At 47.5% G+C, this 17,398-nt stretch carries 15 protein-coding genes; 6 read left to right on the top strand and 9 right to left on the bottom strand.

Features of this window, described 5'->3' with window-relative positions; translation table 11 throughout:
- Positions 1–755 precede the first annotated feature (755 nt).
- On the bottom strand, positions 756–1,634 hold the full coding sequence (gene rarD, locus N0M98_RS06890) for an EamA family transporter RarD (protein ID WP_259617361.1): 879 nt from the start codon (positions 1,632–1,634) through the stop codon (positions 756–758).
- Positions 1,635–2,064: 430 nt separating this feature from the next.
- Between rarD and N0M98_RS06885 the strand changes: the two genes are divergently transcribed.
- Positions 2,065–2,466 (top strand): VOC family protein, encoded by a 402-nt coding sequence (locus N0M98_RS06885; protein ID WP_259617360.1) that lies wholly within the window; start codon positions 2,065–2,067, stop codon positions 2,464–2,466.
- Positions 2,467–2,667: 201 nt separating this feature from the next.
- Here N0M98_RS06885 and N0M98_RS06880 read toward each other — a convergent pair whose 3' ends face one another.
- Complete coding sequence (locus N0M98_RS06880) at positions 2,668–4,038, bottom strand: flavin monoamine oxidase family protein (protein ID WP_259617359.1); 1,371 nt, start codon at positions 4,036–4,038, stop codon at positions 2,668–2,670.
- Positions 4,039–4,669: 631 nt separating this feature from the next.
- Between N0M98_RS06880 and N0M98_RS06875 the strand changes: the two genes are divergently transcribed.
- Positions 4,670–6,238, top strand: a complete 1,569-nt coding sequence (locus N0M98_RS06875) for a hypothetical protein (RefSeq protein ID WP_259617358.1) — start codon at positions 4,670–4,672, stop codon at positions 6,236–6,238.
- Between the two features lie 121 nt (positions 6,239–6,359).
- On the opposite strand, the gene N0M98_RS06870 is transcribed toward N0M98_RS06875, so the two are convergent.
- Positions 6,360–6,797, bottom strand: coding sequence for a hypothetical protein (locus tag N0M98_RS06870; protein ID WP_259617357.1), 438 nt, complete (start codon positions 6,795–6,797; stop codon positions 6,360–6,362).
- A 255-nt stretch (positions 6,798–7,052) separates the two neighbouring features.
- Here N0M98_RS06870 and N0M98_RS06865 point away from each other — a divergent pair, with 255 nt between their 5' ends.
- Positions 7,053–7,622 (top strand): DoxX family membrane protein, encoded by a 570-nt coding sequence (locus tag N0M98_RS06865; RefSeq protein ID WP_249863927.1) that lies wholly within the window; start codon positions 7,053–7,055, stop codon positions 7,620–7,622.
- A gap of 157 nt (positions 7,623–7,779) precedes the next feature.
- On the opposite strand, the gene N0M98_RS06860 is transcribed toward N0M98_RS06865, so the two are convergent.
- Complete coding sequence (locus N0M98_RS06860; protein ID WP_259617356.1) at positions 7,780–9,528, bottom strand: sensor histidine kinase; 1,749 nt, start codon at positions 9,526–9,528, stop codon at positions 7,780–7,782.
- A 32-nt stretch (positions 9,529–9,560) separates the two neighbouring features.
- Positions 9,561–10,346: a response regulator transcription factor gene (locus tag N0M98_RS06855; RefSeq protein WP_259617355.1), complete on the bottom strand. Its 786-nt coding sequence runs from the start codon at positions 10,344–10,346 to the stop codon at positions 9,561–9,563.
- Positions 10,347–10,762: 416 nt separating this feature from the next.
- Here N0M98_RS06855 and N0M98_RS06850 point away from each other — a divergent pair, with 416 nt between their 5' ends.
- The 3 genes from N0M98_RS06850 to N0M98_RS06840 all read left to right on the top strand — a co-directional run bounded on the left by N0M98_RS06850 (position 10,763) and on the right by N0M98_RS06840 (position 13,774).
- The gene (locus N0M98_RS06850) at positions 10,763–11,962 is read left to right on the top strand and encodes an ABC transporter substrate-binding protein (RefSeq protein WP_259617354.1); all 1,200 of its coding nucleotides are present in this window, start codon (positions 10,763–10,765) and stop codon (positions 11,960–11,962) included.
- Between the two features lie 79 nt (positions 11,963–12,041).
- The gene (locus tag N0M98_RS06845; RefSeq protein WP_259617353.1) at positions 12,042–12,938 is read left to right on the top strand and encodes a carbohydrate ABC transporter permease; all 897 of its coding nucleotides are present in this window, start codon (positions 12,042–12,044) and stop codon (positions 12,936–12,938) included.
- Positions 12,935–13,774 (top strand): carbohydrate ABC transporter permease, encoded by an 840-nt coding sequence (locus N0M98_RS06840; RefSeq protein ID WP_259617352.1) that lies wholly within the window; start codon positions 12,935–12,937, stop codon positions 13,772–13,774. The genes N0M98_RS06845 and N0M98_RS06840 overlap by 4 nt, the downstream gene beginning before the upstream one ends.
- 197 nt (positions 13,775–13,971) lie before the next feature.
- Here N0M98_RS06840 and N0M98_RS06835 read toward each other — a convergent pair whose 3' ends face one another.
- From N0M98_RS06835 to N0M98_RS06820, 4 genes are all read right to left on the bottom strand, one after another.
- Positions 13,972–15,657, bottom strand: a complete 1,686-nt coding sequence (locus N0M98_RS06835; protein ID WP_259617351.1) for a methyl-accepting chemotaxis protein — start codon at positions 15,655–15,657, stop codon at positions 13,972–13,974.
- A 205-nt stretch (positions 15,658–15,862) separates the two neighbouring features.
- Positions 15,863–16,690 (bottom strand): metallophosphoesterase family protein, encoded by an 828-nt coding sequence (locus N0M98_RS06830; protein ID WP_259617350.1) that lies wholly within the window; start codon positions 16,688–16,690, stop codon positions 15,863–15,865.
- Positions 16,675–17,145, bottom strand: coding sequence for a carbohydrate ABC transporter permease (locus N0M98_RS06825; protein ID WP_249863933.1), 471 nt, complete (start codon positions 17,143–17,145; stop codon positions 16,675–16,677). Before N0M98_RS06825 ends, N0M98_RS06830 begins: the two co-directional genes overlap by 16 nt.
- Positions 17,142–17,366 (bottom strand): hypothetical protein, encoded by a 225-nt coding sequence (locus N0M98_RS06820; protein WP_259617349.1) that lies wholly within the window; start codon positions 17,364–17,366, stop codon positions 17,142–17,144. The genes N0M98_RS06825 and N0M98_RS06820 overlap by 4 nt, the downstream gene beginning before the upstream one ends.
- Between the last annotated feature and the right edge of the window lie 32 nt (positions 17,367–17,398).

Raw genomic sequence — 17,398 nt, 5'->3', positions numbered from 1 at the left:
GCACAGAACAAACATCGGATCATCGACGATCATATGGTGAAGCGCGTCATCCAGGGAGAATTGTCATAATTCTCCCTTCCTTTTGTATCTCACGCGGACAGATTGACCGTCACCAGCAGGACAACTTACGCCGTCAACTGTCGGACATTATACGTTAGCAGTAACAACATAGCAAAAATAAAGATGCTGTAAGAAAACCTATGCTTCTCGGCGTAATATTAATTCTTGATAGTTCTGAAGACTCATTCATGCAACGTACTTAAATAACACTTCCATCTTCACATTTTACAATCTTATAAGAGGCTTTTTCGAAAGCTGAAGGTTCTGCCCCCAAATTTGAGGGGAGCTTGTCGTCTTCCCCGTTTTGCGTAATCTGGCAAATCGCTGTTACCGGAATGTATGCAAATTTATGATTTACTTTATAGTAAGTGCAATTTTCTTATCTTGTTAAACTTCTTTATTTTTTCTTGCGACCGCCGCTTTTTCTTGTTCAACTGCTATCTAGGCAAGATCTTGATTTTCCTTCGCCCGCTAAACTCTATCCTTTCATAGAATACGTTTTTAGTATAAATTTCATGTTGTTGCCAATCGTGGTCGTGAGCTGATAAATTTAAAAAAGGACACTCATTTGGATGTCTCTCCTCTATTCTCAAACTCTATTTCCTGCCCTTAACCCCACACAGAAAACAGCCACCTCCTCCTCAGCGGACGGAAATGGCTGTTATGACTGTACCGGGAGTTGGACGTGTTTGCCGTCAGCGCGCCTTCGCGAGTTTCGTGCCGCGAACTGATGCCGCAGCGTATACGACAAGCGCTGTCCAGATGAGCGCGAAGCCGATGAGAAGAACCGGCGAGACCGATTCCTTGAACACGAATACGCTCAGTAACAGCATGATCGTCGGCCCGATGTATTGTACGAAGCCGAGCGTGGAAAACGCCATCCGGGCGGCCGCTCGCGCAAAGAAAAGCAGCGGTAGCGCCGTTACCACGCCGGAAAGAAGCAGTTCGACGAACGTGGATACAGGTAGCGTCCATGCCGTTGTCTTTCCCACGGTAGCCAAATAGATCCAGTAGCCGAGCGAAACAGGAAGGACTACAGCCGTCTCCGACAGCAAGCCTACAGAAGCGTCTTGTCCAATCTTCTTCTTCGCGAGGCCGTACAAGCCAAACGTCGCGGCCAGTGAGATTGAGATCCATGGGAACCGTCCGTAGTCGATGGCAATGATGAGCACCGCGGCGCTAGCGATGGCAATCGCGAGCCATTGGCCACGGTTTGGCTTCTCACGAAGGAAGACAACCGCAAGCAGCACGTTCAGCAACGGGTTCAAATAATAACCGAGGCTTGTCTCGACGACATGGTCGTTGTTGACCGCCCAGATGAAGATGAGCCAGTTAGCAGCGATCAGCAGTCCGCTAGCGGTGAGCGACAGCAGGAGCGAGCGGCTAGCCGCAATCCGCTTAAGGTCACCCCAGCGACGCTGGACGGTGACGAAAATACCCATGAAGACGAACGACCAGACAACCCGATGTGACAGAATCTCGCCTGCTGGCACATCGTTAAACAACTTCCAATAAAGCGGGAGAACCCCCCACATGATATACGCGATAATAGCATTGATCAACCCGTTGTTCATAATCAGTTTCCCTCCTCTCACTCCGTTGTCTTAACGGATTATACGCCTCGATCATCGTTTAAGTAAAGGGATTAATATTGGGGCCCAAATAATATGTTACGGTATTGTATTAAATAGAAAACCGTGCCCGATATGGTCAAACATCCCGCCGCGGGACATCGCATCCAATGTTTTCTCCGCCATCCGCAGCGCTGCCTCGTTTCCGTCCGTTGATCAGCAGCTCCGCTTATTCTTGATCTTCGAAAGTTTCTATTTCTATTACATGGAATGAATGGAAGTGAAATCCAACTAATTCCAATGTCAATTCAACCGCAGGGGGCATGACAGAAAAGTTATACCTTGCGGTTTTCATAAAATTCGCTTCTGCTACCAATAGTAGAGTATAGTAGAGTAGAGTAGTTGAAAATAGAGATTCCAGGAGGCTGCAGCCATGTCACAGGAGATTTGGATTAACCTACCGGTCAAAGATGTTGAGAGGTCAACCGCCTTTTTCAATGAGATTGGATTCCAGGCGGTGAGCGTTGGTAACGAGAGAGCCCAGCTTGCCATTGGCCAAACAACGATTCTGCTGTTCCCGGATGCGGCGTTTGAGAAATTTACTGGTTCAAAAACCGCAGATACTTCCCGCAGCGCAGAGGTGATATTTTCCATCGGCGCTGAAAGCAGAGAAGAAGTAGATGCCTTTATCCAAAAAGTAGAGTTTGCCGGAGGAAGCATCTTTGGCAAGCCGAGTGAAATTGAGGGCTGGATGTACGGCGCAGGATTTGCCGACCTGGACGGTCATCGCTGGAATCTGCTGTACATGGATAAGAGCAAAATGCCGAAACGCTAATATGGAAACGCCGGTCACCTGCATAAGGTCACCGGCGTTTTTTACACCCCGTATAATCTCTATTTGTCAGCGAAAGGCTCGCCCTTGATTTTCCATTCTCATATATCTTAACCATCTGTTACTTGAACTCTGCTGTAAATGTTCGTCTTTGCTTTGGCATAGTTAGATCCGCTCCTTATCTCTTCGATTGTTTGCAAAGTACTATATGCTGTTACTGGAAATAATTTGATTTACCGTTCGCAACGCAGAAGAGATCGCTCCTTCAATCCAACCGGGAAAAAGACTTGTATTATCGCCAGCAAAGTAAATTCTACCTTGTGCGGCAGACAGTTTCGGGAGCATTCGAATCATCTGTTTCGGCTTATACCAAGCATATGCACCTCGGGAGTATGGATTATGATCCCAGGAAAAGACCATCCCGCCTTCATAATTAGACGACAATTCGGGAAGCACCTGTTTGATTTCTGATACAGCTGAATTAATATTGCCAGTTCTGGATATTTCCCGCGCCGATTCACCGGAGGAGTACGAACAAATTAACCCCCTCCCTGAAGACATTTGAGCGAAGGTAGCATCAATCAACCATCCAATTTTGAGATCTGTATTTATTGTAGTAAAGGAACTTAAGTTGTTCCAGAATCTAGTTCTGCTTTGTACGACGGTACGCGTAACGGATGTAGTAAGTTGATTTTGAATGACATCATTTTTTTCTTTGCTAAGCGGCGGAGAAAAATGAATCGTGCGCAGGACTGTAGAGGGAATGGCCACAACGACCCGATCACAGTTGATAGTGAAAATTTCGCCGGAATTATTATATTGGACAGTTACTCCTTTATTACTATGTTCAATGTGCGTCACAGCACATCCATAACTGATATTTGAGCCAATTGTAAGGGCAAGCTTTTTCGGCAATTGATCCATTCCACCCACTATAGTTCGTGTACCACTTTCGGAACTGGTCATTTTTAGGTCAAGCAGACGCTGTAATGCAGATACTTTGCGAATACCATCTCCTAACATTTGCATATATCCAATTTCAAACAGCTTAATCGCACCCGAAGATGCCCCTTGACCTTTAAGATATTGTTCCATCGTCATGGAATCGAGCAGTACCGCTTGTTTTGTTGGCCACCCCGGCAAAAAAGGATTACCCGTTGCTTTAAGTCCCGGCTTAAGATATTTTTCGAACATTCCCGCATATCCTAAAATTCTTTCCTCGGCTGTAAGTGAAACAGGCCATAGTGCAGGTTCATCCGGAGAATCTATTATTAATCTCCCGTCGATATATGACAGACTTCTATTGGGGACTGGTAAATTTATCAATTGAACCCCGACTTGCTGGGCATAACTCAATGTGAGAAAATGATGCGCTCCAATGAAGGCAGCCCCCATTTCACAGAACAACCCGTCAGAAAATTGATCCCGCATCGTGTATACTCGACCACCCGGTTGACTATTTGCCTCTAATATACGCACATTATATCCTTGTTTCATAAGCTCTAAAGTGCATACCAACCCCGCCATCCCCGCCCCAATAACTACAATACGCTCCGGAAAACGACCTATCACCATAAAGTCCGATTCCTCCATATATTCCCATTAAAGGCATCATGTGCGATTATAATCATTTCGTTCGTGGGCTCTTCTTATTATTCTATGCTGTCCTTTACTTCAATAAAACAATAAAGAAGCTGCCTATCCCCGGGCCGGAAAGGATGCAACCTTTAAAACGGCTGCATCCGCGCTCCCGCTGTCCACATATTTGTTAACGTACGCAACCAGACTACCGCCCTGTTTCCAAGGCTTCCCGGAGTAATGCCGACAATGCAAAAATTTCTTGCTAGGACCTTAAAATCGATTTTTATATTCAGGAAAAAGCATCATTTTAGTGTTAATCTGACCACAGTCCCCATTGAGTTTCATATACACCGGGGCAAAGACCAACAGTGAAATATGCATTCCTAACATCGGATTTTGCGGTGTTATATGCTATTGTTGCTGTCGCTAAAGCAATTGCATATCCTCCAGTAGCTGCCCATGGCTGTAACGTAACGCCCCACTAATAAGTGCAATTGCATCCCCCAATGTTCTAAATTTTTCCCTATTTTTTCCATACCCCTGCAATAAAAATAAAATATTGGAAACTTTTCGGATAATTAGAAGTCTATATAAAAATAACACTTCAAACATGGTGGTGAAAAATTTGAAAAATAAATGGATTGCTTTGCTCGCTTGTATGGTGACTTTTATTCCATTTTCGGCGATACAGGCAAAGGCTCCAAAAGTGGGCGACTACGTAGGCGAGGCGTTAGCGACCGACATAGCAGCTTATGTAAACGGGGCCCCCATTCCGTCGATGAATATTGAAGGCTATACGGCGGTAACGGCGGAGGATTTGCGCAGCTACGGCTTCGACGTGGCGTGGTCGCCGACCTCGCGGTCGCTCGTCATTGAACCTGCAGCTCAGAAGGTGCAGCCTGTCGTCAAACCGAATCCAGCGGCCGATCGACCGATCGGAACCAAATTCAAGGATGTGCTGTACACGGACATCCGCACCTACTATGGCGACAAGCCGATTCCGTCGTACAATATTGACGGTCAAACGGCTATTAGGCTCAACGATTTGGCGCCATTCGGCACGGTCGATTGGACTCCGGAAAAACGTACGATTTCGTTCCAGGCGTCCCCGCCTCCCGCGAAGCCAGCAAATCCGCTACGTCAAGCAGGAGCAACGCTAACGGTGTCCAGCGAGAAGGACATCAATATCAAGCTACAGTTTACTGATGACGGCGAGTATCAGGATGGAACCAAGGTCGGATTCCCAAGGAACGGACTCCCCTTCTTCCAGTTAGCGCATTTCGCCGATCAGCTTGGCTATACGATAACGACCGATGGCACAAACGTGACGGTGTCCAGCGGGCTCTATGCTTTTCGTTTGCATCCAGATTCGCAAGAGGTGGAGCTTTACTGGGGGGATTCCTGGGTGAAGAGCTACCAGCTTGTCTTCCCTCCTCACAGAGCAGATGACAGTCTGTATCTGTATTCGTTAGACATGGGGAGACTGTTCGGATATACAGGCACCTGGAATCAGGAACAGCGGACGCTGGACGTGCGCTATGAATCGTATGCTGTCAGCGATTATGGCCTGCCCATTAAAGTAGATGGAGAGACAGCAACGGTCAAAGCGGCCGCGACACTCCCCTCCGATATGCCCTTCGGCAGTGCCGGCGAACTAAGGCTAAGTCTGGATAATAGCCATACATTCGGCAATGGCGGCTCGGGTGCGTTCGGTCAGCCGATCAATCAGAACGCTGTCGTTTGGGCGCAAGCCCCGATCCCGCTCGCCCTGGGTGACAACAACATCACGGCCAGGCTCTCATCGGGCGAGCGTATCCTATATTTGGCCCATTACAACGTGCAGACCTCCTTTGCCGATTATCCGCTGCAAGTGGATCTCCTGAGCTTTTCATTGGATCAAAGCAAACAGGGCTACCTGACTACCGATGCGACCGATTTTACGTTAACGGGCAAAGCATCCGGCAGTTTTTACATTAGCACGACAAAATGGGAGCTGGGCTCGCCCCCAACCGACTCATCACCAATGGCTGTCAACGTAGATGAAAACGGAGCTTTCCAAATGCCTTTGTCGCTGGAGCAGGGCAAAGGCTTGTATAAAGTGGATGTATTGACGACAGTTGCGACACCACGCGGTAGTTTAGGCTATCTGGATGCCGGGCACTTTTACGTAAATTTGCTGAGTGACGGACAGTAAACTGGATTTCGGGTGTACGGCAGATCTTACCCCTGTCGAGGCAACCTAGGAAAAATATACAGGAGAAGGTATCTGCCTTCGCGTTGTTATGAAATAATGACTATTGGATTTTTCAGCGAAATTACTGAATAATATGCTTCCGTTTTAAAAGGGCTATCGCCTCATTGACGCAGGAAGTGTTTATGAAAATGGCGGTATTTTCCCCATAGTACATAGCTTTTACTCTCACATGGCGGAATAAAGCTTCATAGATGCTTCGGATAACCCCCGGGGTGCCGGCGACGGTGTTCAGAAACTGAATTACGATTTCTTCCCGGAATCGAACCCCTAAGGAGCGCAGCACTTCCCGCACGCCGCGATTCGCCCGGACGCTGAAACGCCCAGGGGGACCAACGACGAGCTTCACGAAATTAAGGTTGCCTCTCTTGGTTTGTGTGTACCCGGTGATGCTAATTCCCCGATTGGCGATACCGTTCAAGATACGATTGAGGGTTTGATCATGGACGTGAACAGAAAATTGCAATCTTTTCAAATAATTTGTGTTTGAGGAACCCGGCATTTGTGCACTCCCTCCAGTTTTGCAATGAATATACACAATGTATTCGTTATGGAGGGAAAGAACACGGTACTTGCCCATGGGCTTGTAAATTCAAATATCCGTTTATTAACGAGTTGAATGCGGCGTTCACAGCATCTCCCCTTCACAAAATAGACAAGCACCGTTCATCATTTTTTGCACGCGTGCAGGAATAATGACATATTTAGAGAATTAATCCATATGTTTAATCTAGAAAATTGTGGAGGTCGATTTGAAATGAATTCAGTGAATTACCAAGGAAGGAATGTCATTATCCCGGAAAATCCAGTTTCCCGCTTTTTACTAAGCGATACCCGGGCAGCTTGGATCTGGCTGATCATCCGCGTGTATGTCGGATACGAATGGCTTGTCGCGGGTTGGCACAAAGTAACGGCTGACGCATGGGTAGGAGCCAAAGGCGGCACTGCACTTCAAGGCTTCGTCAAGGGAGCGTTGACGAAAGCGGAGAGTGGAGCGGACGTAACCGGCTGGTACGCCTCCTTCTTACAAAATGTTGTACTGCCCAACGCCAAAGTATTTGCGTACATGGTCGCTTATGGAGAAATACTGGTAGGACTTGGTCTTATCTTGGGCTTGCTTACCGGAATTGCAGCCTTTTTTGGCGGATTGATGAACGCCAGTTATTTGTTTGCCGGCACTTTAAGCACCAACCCTCTGCTTTTTGTATTAGCCACTTGGCTAGTATTGGCGTGGAAAGTAGCCGGCTGGTACGGGCTTGATCGCTGGGCGCTCCGATACTTGGGCACGCCGTGGCATGCCAAAAGCTCGACAAGTATGAAGCTGTAATATTCGAATCAAGGAACATCATCGTTCATTTACTAATGCTTCCCTTTAGCAGACAGGTATAAAAATCATCCTGCTGCTTGAAGGGGAGCATTTCTTATGGGCCAGCTTCCCGGCTCACAATAAGAACAAGATAGTGACTTGAAACTCTGAAAGCGCATCAGCTCATCGGCAGCTTGATGTACACCGCCGTTCCCCAGCCCTGCTTACTGCGGATCACGATTCCGTACGGCTCGCCGTAGGCCAGCTTGAGCCGCTTATTCGTATTGATCATGCCGATCCGTTCCGAATATTCGTCGTCGCTGTTCAGATCGCGTCTTATTTTGCGAAGCCTCTCCCTGCTCATTCCCAGCCCGTTATCGATAATTCCGATATGAACATCCGGTCCGACCAGCTCAATCCGGATTTTGATCAGGCTGCTCTCTTCCTTTTCCTTGATTCCGTGATAAATGCTGTTTTCCACGAAGGGCTGGAACAGCAGCTTCATTACCCGGCAGCCGATGACGACCGGGTCGTATTCCCAGATCATGTCGAATTTGTCCTCATACCTGTATTTCTGAATTTCAATATAGCTCTTCAAATTTTTGATTTCCTTGTTTAAAGAGACCGGCTCCTCCGGATTGGTCAGCGAATAACGCAAAATTTCCGATAGATTATCGATAATTTTCGTCATCTGGTTCGGCCTGCCGGTTAGCGCAATCGTCTCCCAATTCAGCGTTTCCAGCGTATTGAACAAAAAATGCGGATTGATCTGCGATTGCAGCGCGGTCAATTGCGCGACCTGCAGCTTGTATCTCCGTTCGGACAGCTGCACCTTCAGGAAGCTCTGCTCGATAAACGTTTTGATTATATTTTGGATAATGTAACCGAACTCGTCCTTGTCCTTGACCCGATCCGGCAGCGGATGCCCGCTCTCCGCAGAGTCGATAATATGAATGACGTTGGATATTTGCTTGTAGCGGCTGCGCGCGAAATAAAAAGCAAGAATAAAGCCAAGCACAAACGAAAGGAGCAGCAGCAAAATCGTAAGCTTGATGATCGTGAACGGAACTTGATACAACGCCTGCTGCGGCACAATGGAAATATATTTCCAGCCGTATCTTGCCGAGTTGAGCTGCGAGACGATATACGCCTCATTGTCGATTTTGGTCGTATAGAACGCTTCGTCCGACTTATTGATCGTCTCCAGATTCAGGTTCATGTCGTTCAAATATTTCGGCAGCTTGTCACTGAATACAATTTCGTTATTCTCATTGACGACGAGGATGGATTGTTCCGGTAATGTAGATAACGATTTCAGCATCTTCTCGATATACTCAGGCAAAATATTAAGCACAATCAAGCCGTTGACGGAATTGATTCTTTGATAGATCGTAACGAGCCGGGTCGGCTGCGCCTCGAAGCTGAACGGCTTGACGAGCCGCGGCTCAATCCACATATTGACATGCTCGTCCTGCTGAAGGAACTGGTTGTACCAGGCCGTGTCATAGTAGGCGCTAAATTCGGTCAAGCCTTCTTTGGAGGAGATAAACCGTCCGTTATCGTTGGGAAGATAAATATAGAAGGAATCAATGTACGGCCTTGCGTTGGCCGGCGCGCTCAGAAAGCTTTTGAGAATCGTATAAGAGATGATCTCCTCATGGGTTAAGCTGCTGTTCCTCATCATCGCGGCCAGCGCTTCAATAACTCGCTGATCGTTCCCGTAGACCAGACTCATCGGATCGGTTTCGCTCAAAATCAATTCGATATTTTCTTTCGTCTGCTTCAGCAGGTTGATCGAGTTTTTATTGATATCTTCCTTGATATAATTCTGAGTAATGAGAATGGACAGCGTCCCTAGTATGATGAGCGGTATAAGCAGAGGCAGCAAAAACATCGATAAATGCTTGACGAAAAAACGGGTCTTCATACGCTCTCCTTCCATTCTGTCGGTCTTTAGTGTCAGTGGGGAGAATCGCGGTAATCCCTTGGGCTTTTGCCGAAATACAGCTTGAACGCCCGCGAGAAATTTTTCGCATTGTCATAGCCTACCAGATTGCCGACCTCATACGTTTTGTATGTAAAATCCCTCAGCAGCTCGGCGGCCTTTTCCATTTTCACGGAAATCAGGTAATCGGAAAAGTTTTGTCCGGACCATTTTTTAAAATATTTGCTCAAGTAAAACAGATTCATATGAAAGCTGCGCGCCACTTCCTCCAGCGTCACCTCTTTATAGTGCTCCATCACATGGGACTTGATCGCCGCGACTTTCTTCTCGTGGTAGCTCTGTCCCTCGCCGTCTCCCGCGTCATCGGCCGTTTCTTCGCTCTGCGCTTCCAAGGCGGCCGGCGCCGCCGTCCCTCTGTGCCGCTCCTCGTCCAGCTCTGCCTTCACTCTGGTAAACACATCCAGCAGCTCTTCATATTTGGTCGGCTTGATAATATAGCTTTTGACACCGTAGATTAAAGCCTTCTGGGCATATTCAAACTCCCTGTAGCCCGTCAGAAACACAACCTTCGTTTTGTTCTTCCGGTTGTACAGCTCCTCGGCCAGCTCCACCCCCGACATGACCGGCATTTTAATATCGCTCAATACGACATCGACTTCATGCTTCAGAATGAAATCCAGCGCCTGCTTGCCGTTCTTGGCTTCGGACACAATTTCAAAGCCGAGCTCAGCCCAAGGGAAATAATTGCATATGCCGTTTCTGATTTTCGTCTCGTCGTCGGCGACCAGCAGCTTGTACATTTGAACCTCCTGCTCCGTCATTGTCGCGTTTCCCTTCAAGGTTATAAATTTGCGGTCGTAGAACTACTTACTTAATTATAGAAGATCGGCCATCGGCATGACAACCCAATCACAAATAATGAAGTCAAATGTCAAATCATGCGACCTTTCGTCATTTTGGTTTGGCGAAATTTCGGACAAATTATCAAACCTTTTGCCAAACCAGATGGATTTAACCTCGTAGGGCCTCTTGATATAATGAATCATGCGATGGAATGCTATTGACAATCATGACTGAAAAGGGGAACGTAATCATGGCTAAAGTAAAGAAGCTCATTGTCTCTGCATCAGTAATTTCATTACTCTCGACAACTCTCGCTGCATGTGGGAGCGAATCTCAAACTTCACAGGGAGGCGCTTCCGACTCCGGCAAACAAGTGAATCTGCGCTTTGCATGGTGGGGCAACGACGCGCGCCACAAAGCGACTTTGGATGCAATCGAACTGTACAAGCAAAAAAATCCGAACGTTACGATTGAAGCCGAATACGGCGGTTTTGACGGCTACGCTCAAAAAATGAAAACGCAATTGGCGGGAGGAACGGCCGCCGACGTTCTCCAGCTCGATCAGCCTTGGCTTGCGGAGCTGAGCAACGGCAATGAATTGCTGCTCAACCTGAACAGTCAGCAGACGATCGATCTGAAAAGCTTCGACGCGACCTATTTAAAAGATTATGTGACCTATAACGATAAGGTTGTCGGGCTGCCGATGGGCACGAACGGACGGACCCTGTTTTTCAATAAAACGTTAGCCGACAAGCTGGGCATTCAATACGATCAGAACTGGACTTGGGACAGCTTGCTCGAAGAAGCAAAAAAGCTCCACGACAAGGATAGCAAGATGTTCTTGATGAACAGCGACCTGGGCGTGGTCAACATTATGCTGATGTCCATGCTCAAGCAAAGAACCAACGAGCCTGCGGTCAAGGACGACTACACCTTGTCGTTTACAAAGGAGCAGGCCGCAGAAGCCTTCTCGTGGATTCAAAAAGCTTATCAGAACGGAGTTTTTCAGCCGCTTGGCGAAGCTCAGCTGTTCTCGGCAAAAACCGAACAAAATCCGAAATGGATCAATCAGGAATTCGTCGCAATCGAAGGCTGGAGCAGCGAATTCTCTAAATTCCAGGACTCGCTTCCTAAGGGAACCGAGCTGGTAACTACACTGCCGGCCGCTTTCAGCGATGCGAAAACCGGTCCTGCGGGAATTCGTCCCTCGATGGTCATCAGCGTCAATAAAAGCTCCGAGCGTCAGGAAGAAGCGCTGAAATTCGTCAACTTCCTGCTGACCGATCCGGAAGCTGCCAAGCTGCTCGGCGATGTCAGAGCGGTGCCTGCGGTCGAAGCCACCAGAAAAGCGGTTGTTGAAGCGAATCGATTGGATAAAAACATCGCCAATGCCGTAGACCTTGCGTCCAAAAAGCCGGCCGTACCGGATAACGCCATTACGCAGAACTCGCAGCTTAGCGATATCAGCCAAGATATTGTCCAAAAGGTCGCCTTTAACAAGCTGACTCCCGCTCAAGCCGCCGACGAGCTCATCAAGCGTTATGAAGATAAGCTGAAAGAACTGAAAAAATAATTGTTGCACGCAATGGAAGTGCCGCTGAAAGCTCAGCGGCACTTCTAATTCCAAACCGTATACGTAAGGATGATGATAGGTGAAAGTAAAAAAGAATTACCAGTATATCGGCTTGCTTTACATCAGCCCTTGGATCATCGGCTTTGCGCTCCTGGAACTGTACCCTTTCATTGCATCGTTGTACTATTCGTTCACTTCCTTCGATCTGATCAACCCGCCGAAATTTGTCGGATTGAAAAACTACATGACGATTTTCACCCAGGACGAAACCTTTTATAAGACGCTGCAGGTTACGCTCATTTACGCCCTGATCGCGGTTCCCCTCAAGCTGGCATTCGCTTTGTTCGTCGCCGTCGTCCTGACGGTCAAGATGCGCAGCGTCAACTTTTTCCGAACCGTGTACTACTTGCCTTCCATTCTCGGAGGCAGCGTTGCCGTAGCGGTGCTCTGGAGATTTTTGTTCATGAAAGAAGGGATCGTCAATCAGTTCACTTCGTTTTTTCATATTCCGCCGGTCAACTGGCTGGGAGAACCGAGCACTGCGCTGTTTACGATCTCGATGCTCAATGTGTGGCAGTTCGGCTCCTCGATGGTGCTGTTCCTTGCGGGGCTGAAGCAAGTGCCGGGCGAGTTGTACGAGGTGGGACGCGTGGAAGGCGCCTCGAAGCTCAGAATGTTTTTCTCCGTGACGCTGCCTTTGATCACACCGATCCTGCTGTTTAATCTGGTCATGCAAATCGTCAACGCGTTCCAGGAATTTACCGGCGCGTTCGTTATTTTACCTGACGGCGGACCGCTCCACTCCACTTACCTGTTCGGTATGAAGCTGTACGACGAAGGTTTTAAATTTTTGAAAATGGGCTATGCATCTGCTTTGTCATGGGTGCTGTTTGCGATCATTCTCGCATTGACTGCGCTTGTCTTCAGATCTTCCTCCTACTGGGCCCATTATGAAGATGGAGGCGACCAACGATGAGTTCGGAAACATTGCGAAAGTCCATTACGTTTATTTTTATGTGCTTGTTCGGTCTGGCCATGATATATCCGCTGATCTGGCTGTTTAGCGCGTCGTTCAAAACGAACGAGGAAATTTTCGGCTCGCTGAACCTGCTGCCGAGCAGCTTTAACTGGTCAGGCTACATCAACGGCTGGAAAGGCTCGGGACAATACACATTCGGCCTGTTCTTTATCAACACGTTCAAGATGGTCATTCCGACGGTCGTTTTCACGATTATTTCGACGACGGTGGTGGCTTACGGGTTTGCCCGGTTCCATTTTCCGCTGAAAAAGCTTTTGTTTTCATTGATGCTGTCCACCTTGATGCTGCCAAATGCGGTTGTTATTATTCCGAAATATATTATGTTCAAAAACTTCGGTTGGCTTAACAGCTACCTGCCGTTTATAATGCCGGCTCTGCTCGCCACTCACGCGTTTTTCATCTTTATGATTGTGCAGTTTTTCAGAGGCTTGCCGAGGGAGCTTGACGAGTCGGCCAAGATGGACGGCTGCAACTCGTTCATGATTTTGGTCCGCATCCTGCTCCCGCTGTCGGGGCCGGCCCTGATCTCCGCGGGCATCTTCCAGTTCATATGGACATGGAACGATTTCTTCAACTCGTTGATTTATATTACGAGCGTGAAAAAGTTTACGGTCTCGCTCGGCCTGCGGATGGCGCTGGACAACTCGGCCAGCACGCCATGGAACCAGGTGCTGGCGATGTCCGTCGTGGCGGTCATCCCGTGCGTGCTTGTCTTCTTCTTCGCACAAAAATATTTTGTGGAAGGCATCGCCACAACCGGGATCAAAGGCTGAGCAAGATCTCCTATATCGACAGTCCCTCGCGCCGTTATTGGCCGCATTGGCTGACGGTTGAATAACGTCTAACGAACAAAGACGGTAACAGTCTCGCTCGCGAAGCTGTTACCGTCTTTGTGAATGTATAGGCAAGCTGCGCCCGTCGCTTCATCCGACGGCGCTATTTCCGAACACATAGCGCTGCACCAGGCCCGCTAAACTCTAAACCTGGCAATCTGATTTTGTAATTGCTCGGCCATTTGGGATAAGGAAGCAGCGGAGGAGAACACCTCTTCCATGGAAGCCAATTGCTCCTCCGTAGAAGCGGAGGCTTGCTGGATTCCCAGTGCGGATTCCTCGACTGTATTGGAAATAAAGATCATGGAGTTGCTGACATGGTCCGTGCTAGCATACATTTGCTCCGCAGCTGCCGCTACTTCTTGAATTTGAGTCAGCACCTTTTGCACCGACCGGTCGATATGCTGAAACGATGTTCCTGCCGTATGGACCACGAGAATGCCTTCGTCTACTTCTTTAATGCTCGACCGCATTGATTGCATAGCCGCGTGTGTGTCTTGTTGGATCACGGATACAAGGCCGGTAATCTGATCGGAAGATTTCGACGATTGTTCGGCAAGCTTGCGAATTTCACTTGCTACTACCGCAAAGCCTCTCCCTTGCTCTCCTGCGCGCGATGCTTCAATGGAGGCGTTTAATGCCAGCAAATTCGTTTGTGCCGCTATGTCTGAAATCATTTTTACAATGTCCCCAATATCTTGGGATCGTGTTTCCAATCCATGAATGACTTCCGACAGCTCTTCAATTGTTTGATGTATAGAGCTCATTTGATCAATGACGCGTTGAATGGCATGATTGCCTTCCAATGACTTTTCGGCGGCATCCGAGGCAGACGATGAGACACTATGCGCATTGACAGCAATTTGTTGTGCGCCTACGGACATTTCATTGACTATGTGTACACTTTCTTTGACACTTTGAACTTGTTTGTCCGACCCGGCGGCGACCTCCTGAATGGCCGAGGCAATTTGTTCAGCAGCAACGTTCGTCTGTTGGGCGCTCGCTGTCAGTTCTTCCGAAGAAGCGGCCACATGTTCGGCGCCGGCAGCGGTTTGAGCGATGAGTTCACGAAGGTTACGAACCATTTGGTTGAAGGAATCGGCTAAATCACCGACTTCATCCCGAGTTCGCGCTTTAATTTGATTCAGTGTCAGATCGCCCAGAGCGATTTGTTTCGCCGCATTTGCGATGAAAACAATGGGTTTGGATATGAATCGGGAAATAACGAAGCCAATTAACACGGCCATTAGGAACGCAATGACACTAATAACCGCAATGACTTTCTTAACGGATGCGACCAATGCCGAGTTTTCTGCGCTACCCTCATCCACAAGCTGCTGCTGCCCGTCGGCAATTTCTTTAGCTCGGCTCTCTATGTCGCGGCCAATCTGAATCACATCTGAGGCGGCCTTTGCCGCAGCTTCCTTATTGGTCCCCATTAAAGCAATAACTTGGTCGGCATCTTGTTTGAATTGTTGATTAAGCTCGTATAGCTTGTTAATGTTGTCTTTGTCTACGTCGCGCTTTACCATCTTCAAAGTGGAATTCATAAGCTCTGTCAGGTTGTTATGCGCTTGATTGAACCTGTCTAATCCATCTTGATTCGGGCTTAACAGATAATCCCGTAAACTGCTCATCTGCTGGAGCGTCTCCGCCCTCATATCTTTGGAATTGGATAAGATTTTTTCCCGCCTATCAACCAAATCGCTATATGAATTGTCTACTTTTTCCAAATAATAATGAGACAGAGTACTTATCAGTCCTAGAAGAAGCGCTATAGCTAAAAAACCAGTTAATATTTTATTACCGATGGTGAATCTCATACGATACCTCTTTTTCTATTATTTTCAATTTTCAGGAGCGGCCGTCTTCACAGTACCCTTTTGTTCACATCTGAAAGAATCCGATACATCCTAACACACCCATCTGAACAATTTCTGAACAGCCGAAACTAAAAAAACCACCCCTGTTCCCCGTAAGGAATAGGAGCGGCATCGCTCTGCGATCAATCGCAATCATGTAATACTTTTACAGCAGCATGATTTGGTCCCGATCTGCTTCTTGCCCCTGTGCCTGTAATGGCCGATGATATTGAGGCAGCTTATCGTACAGAATCCGCGCAGCTTCTACTATCTCTCTATCCTCAACAGCCACTACTCGGGTGCGGACTTCAGACTTATCGATCTCCACGAGGCGTATGGAAGGATGGCACATGCACGCTGCAGTTTGAATAAAGCTCCACTGTTCTTCCCTTGCGATGGAGTGCACGTGATTGTGGTCGTTGAAGTAAAAGCCGGTTCCCTGTCTTTGTCGTAAAATAGCGCGCATATCAATGGCCAGATCCATATGCATCTTTTCATCCGTTGACGTAGCTGTCGTGTTATATAGGGGATGATGGGCAAACACGAAGATCGGTTTTGACGGAGAAGCATGCATTTGCGTTTCCAGCCAGTCCAATTGGTCCGCCTTAAAATGACCGCTGTAATCTTGCGGGTCCATTTCCCTGGTCGAATCGACAAACACGAATAGGGCATCTTCGGTTTCCAATACATCGTTCAACGGGTGATCCATCAATGATTGAATTTTACTTTTAGGTAATTCATAGGCATCGTGGTTGCCTAATATATGGCGAAACGATACGCCGGAATTACGAATATGCCGATAAACATGTTCAAATTCTTCCTCCAACCCCATGTGAGTCAAATCCCCAAGGGAGATGTGTACATCCGCTTCCATTTCAAAGAATATTTCCAAAAAATTTTCATAAAATCGTTCTTTAGCCAATAACAGCTCTTCATTCCCTTGTACCAACTGATGATCGAAAAAATGCAAATCTCCGATTATGGCCAGACGCATCGTTCCAGCTGAGGCAAGCGAGCCAAATGGCGTATCCTCTTGATAGACGCGCCAAGGAAAATCAAGATGGAGGCTACCACAATTCCGGGTAAAACCAATTTAAAGGCAATATGCCGAAATACACCGTAATCGTTACACCCGTCAATGATCGCAGACTCAAATACTTCCGTCGGAATTTGATCGTAAAATCCCATGAACAGCCAAATGGCCAACGGCAGCGAAAAGGTAATGTAGCTGATCAGCAGCCCGGTCAAAGAATTCAGGAGACCCACATTCTGATAAATAATATAGAAAGGAATCGTATAGACAAGGCCGGGAATCATCCGAACAATGATGACTGTGTATAATGCGGTATATTTGCCTTTGAAGTTATATCTTGAGAACCCGTAACCCGCCATCGTTGCCAACAATACCGCCCCGACGGTAGTTGCGACGGAGACAATCAAACTGTTCAAGAAATAGATTCCGGCTCCCCCTTTGGAAAATATTTCGATGTAGTTCCAGGCTTGAGATGGCACTGAACGGGAACCACAATATGTTTGACAACGCTTTTCCCATTGATTTGAGAAAGCAAAGATTGTACGGCTTGCCTGCCCATTTCCTTATAATTTTGCTTGATAAAATGAACATCCGGTAGACCGACTTCGTCAAAGGTTGTCATTTCTGCTTTGTTCAATAAAGACAACTGTTTCAAAGCTTAAGTCTTAA

The sequence above is a fragment of the Paenibacillus doosanensis genome, assembly GCF_025060755.1.
GTDB classification, from domain to species: Bacteria; Bacillota; Bacilli; order Paenibacillales; family NBRC-103111; genus Paenibacillus_S; species Paenibacillus_S doosanensis.
Note: the sequence above shows the minus strand (reverse complement) of the source record. Positions and strands in the feature narration are given on the sequence as shown.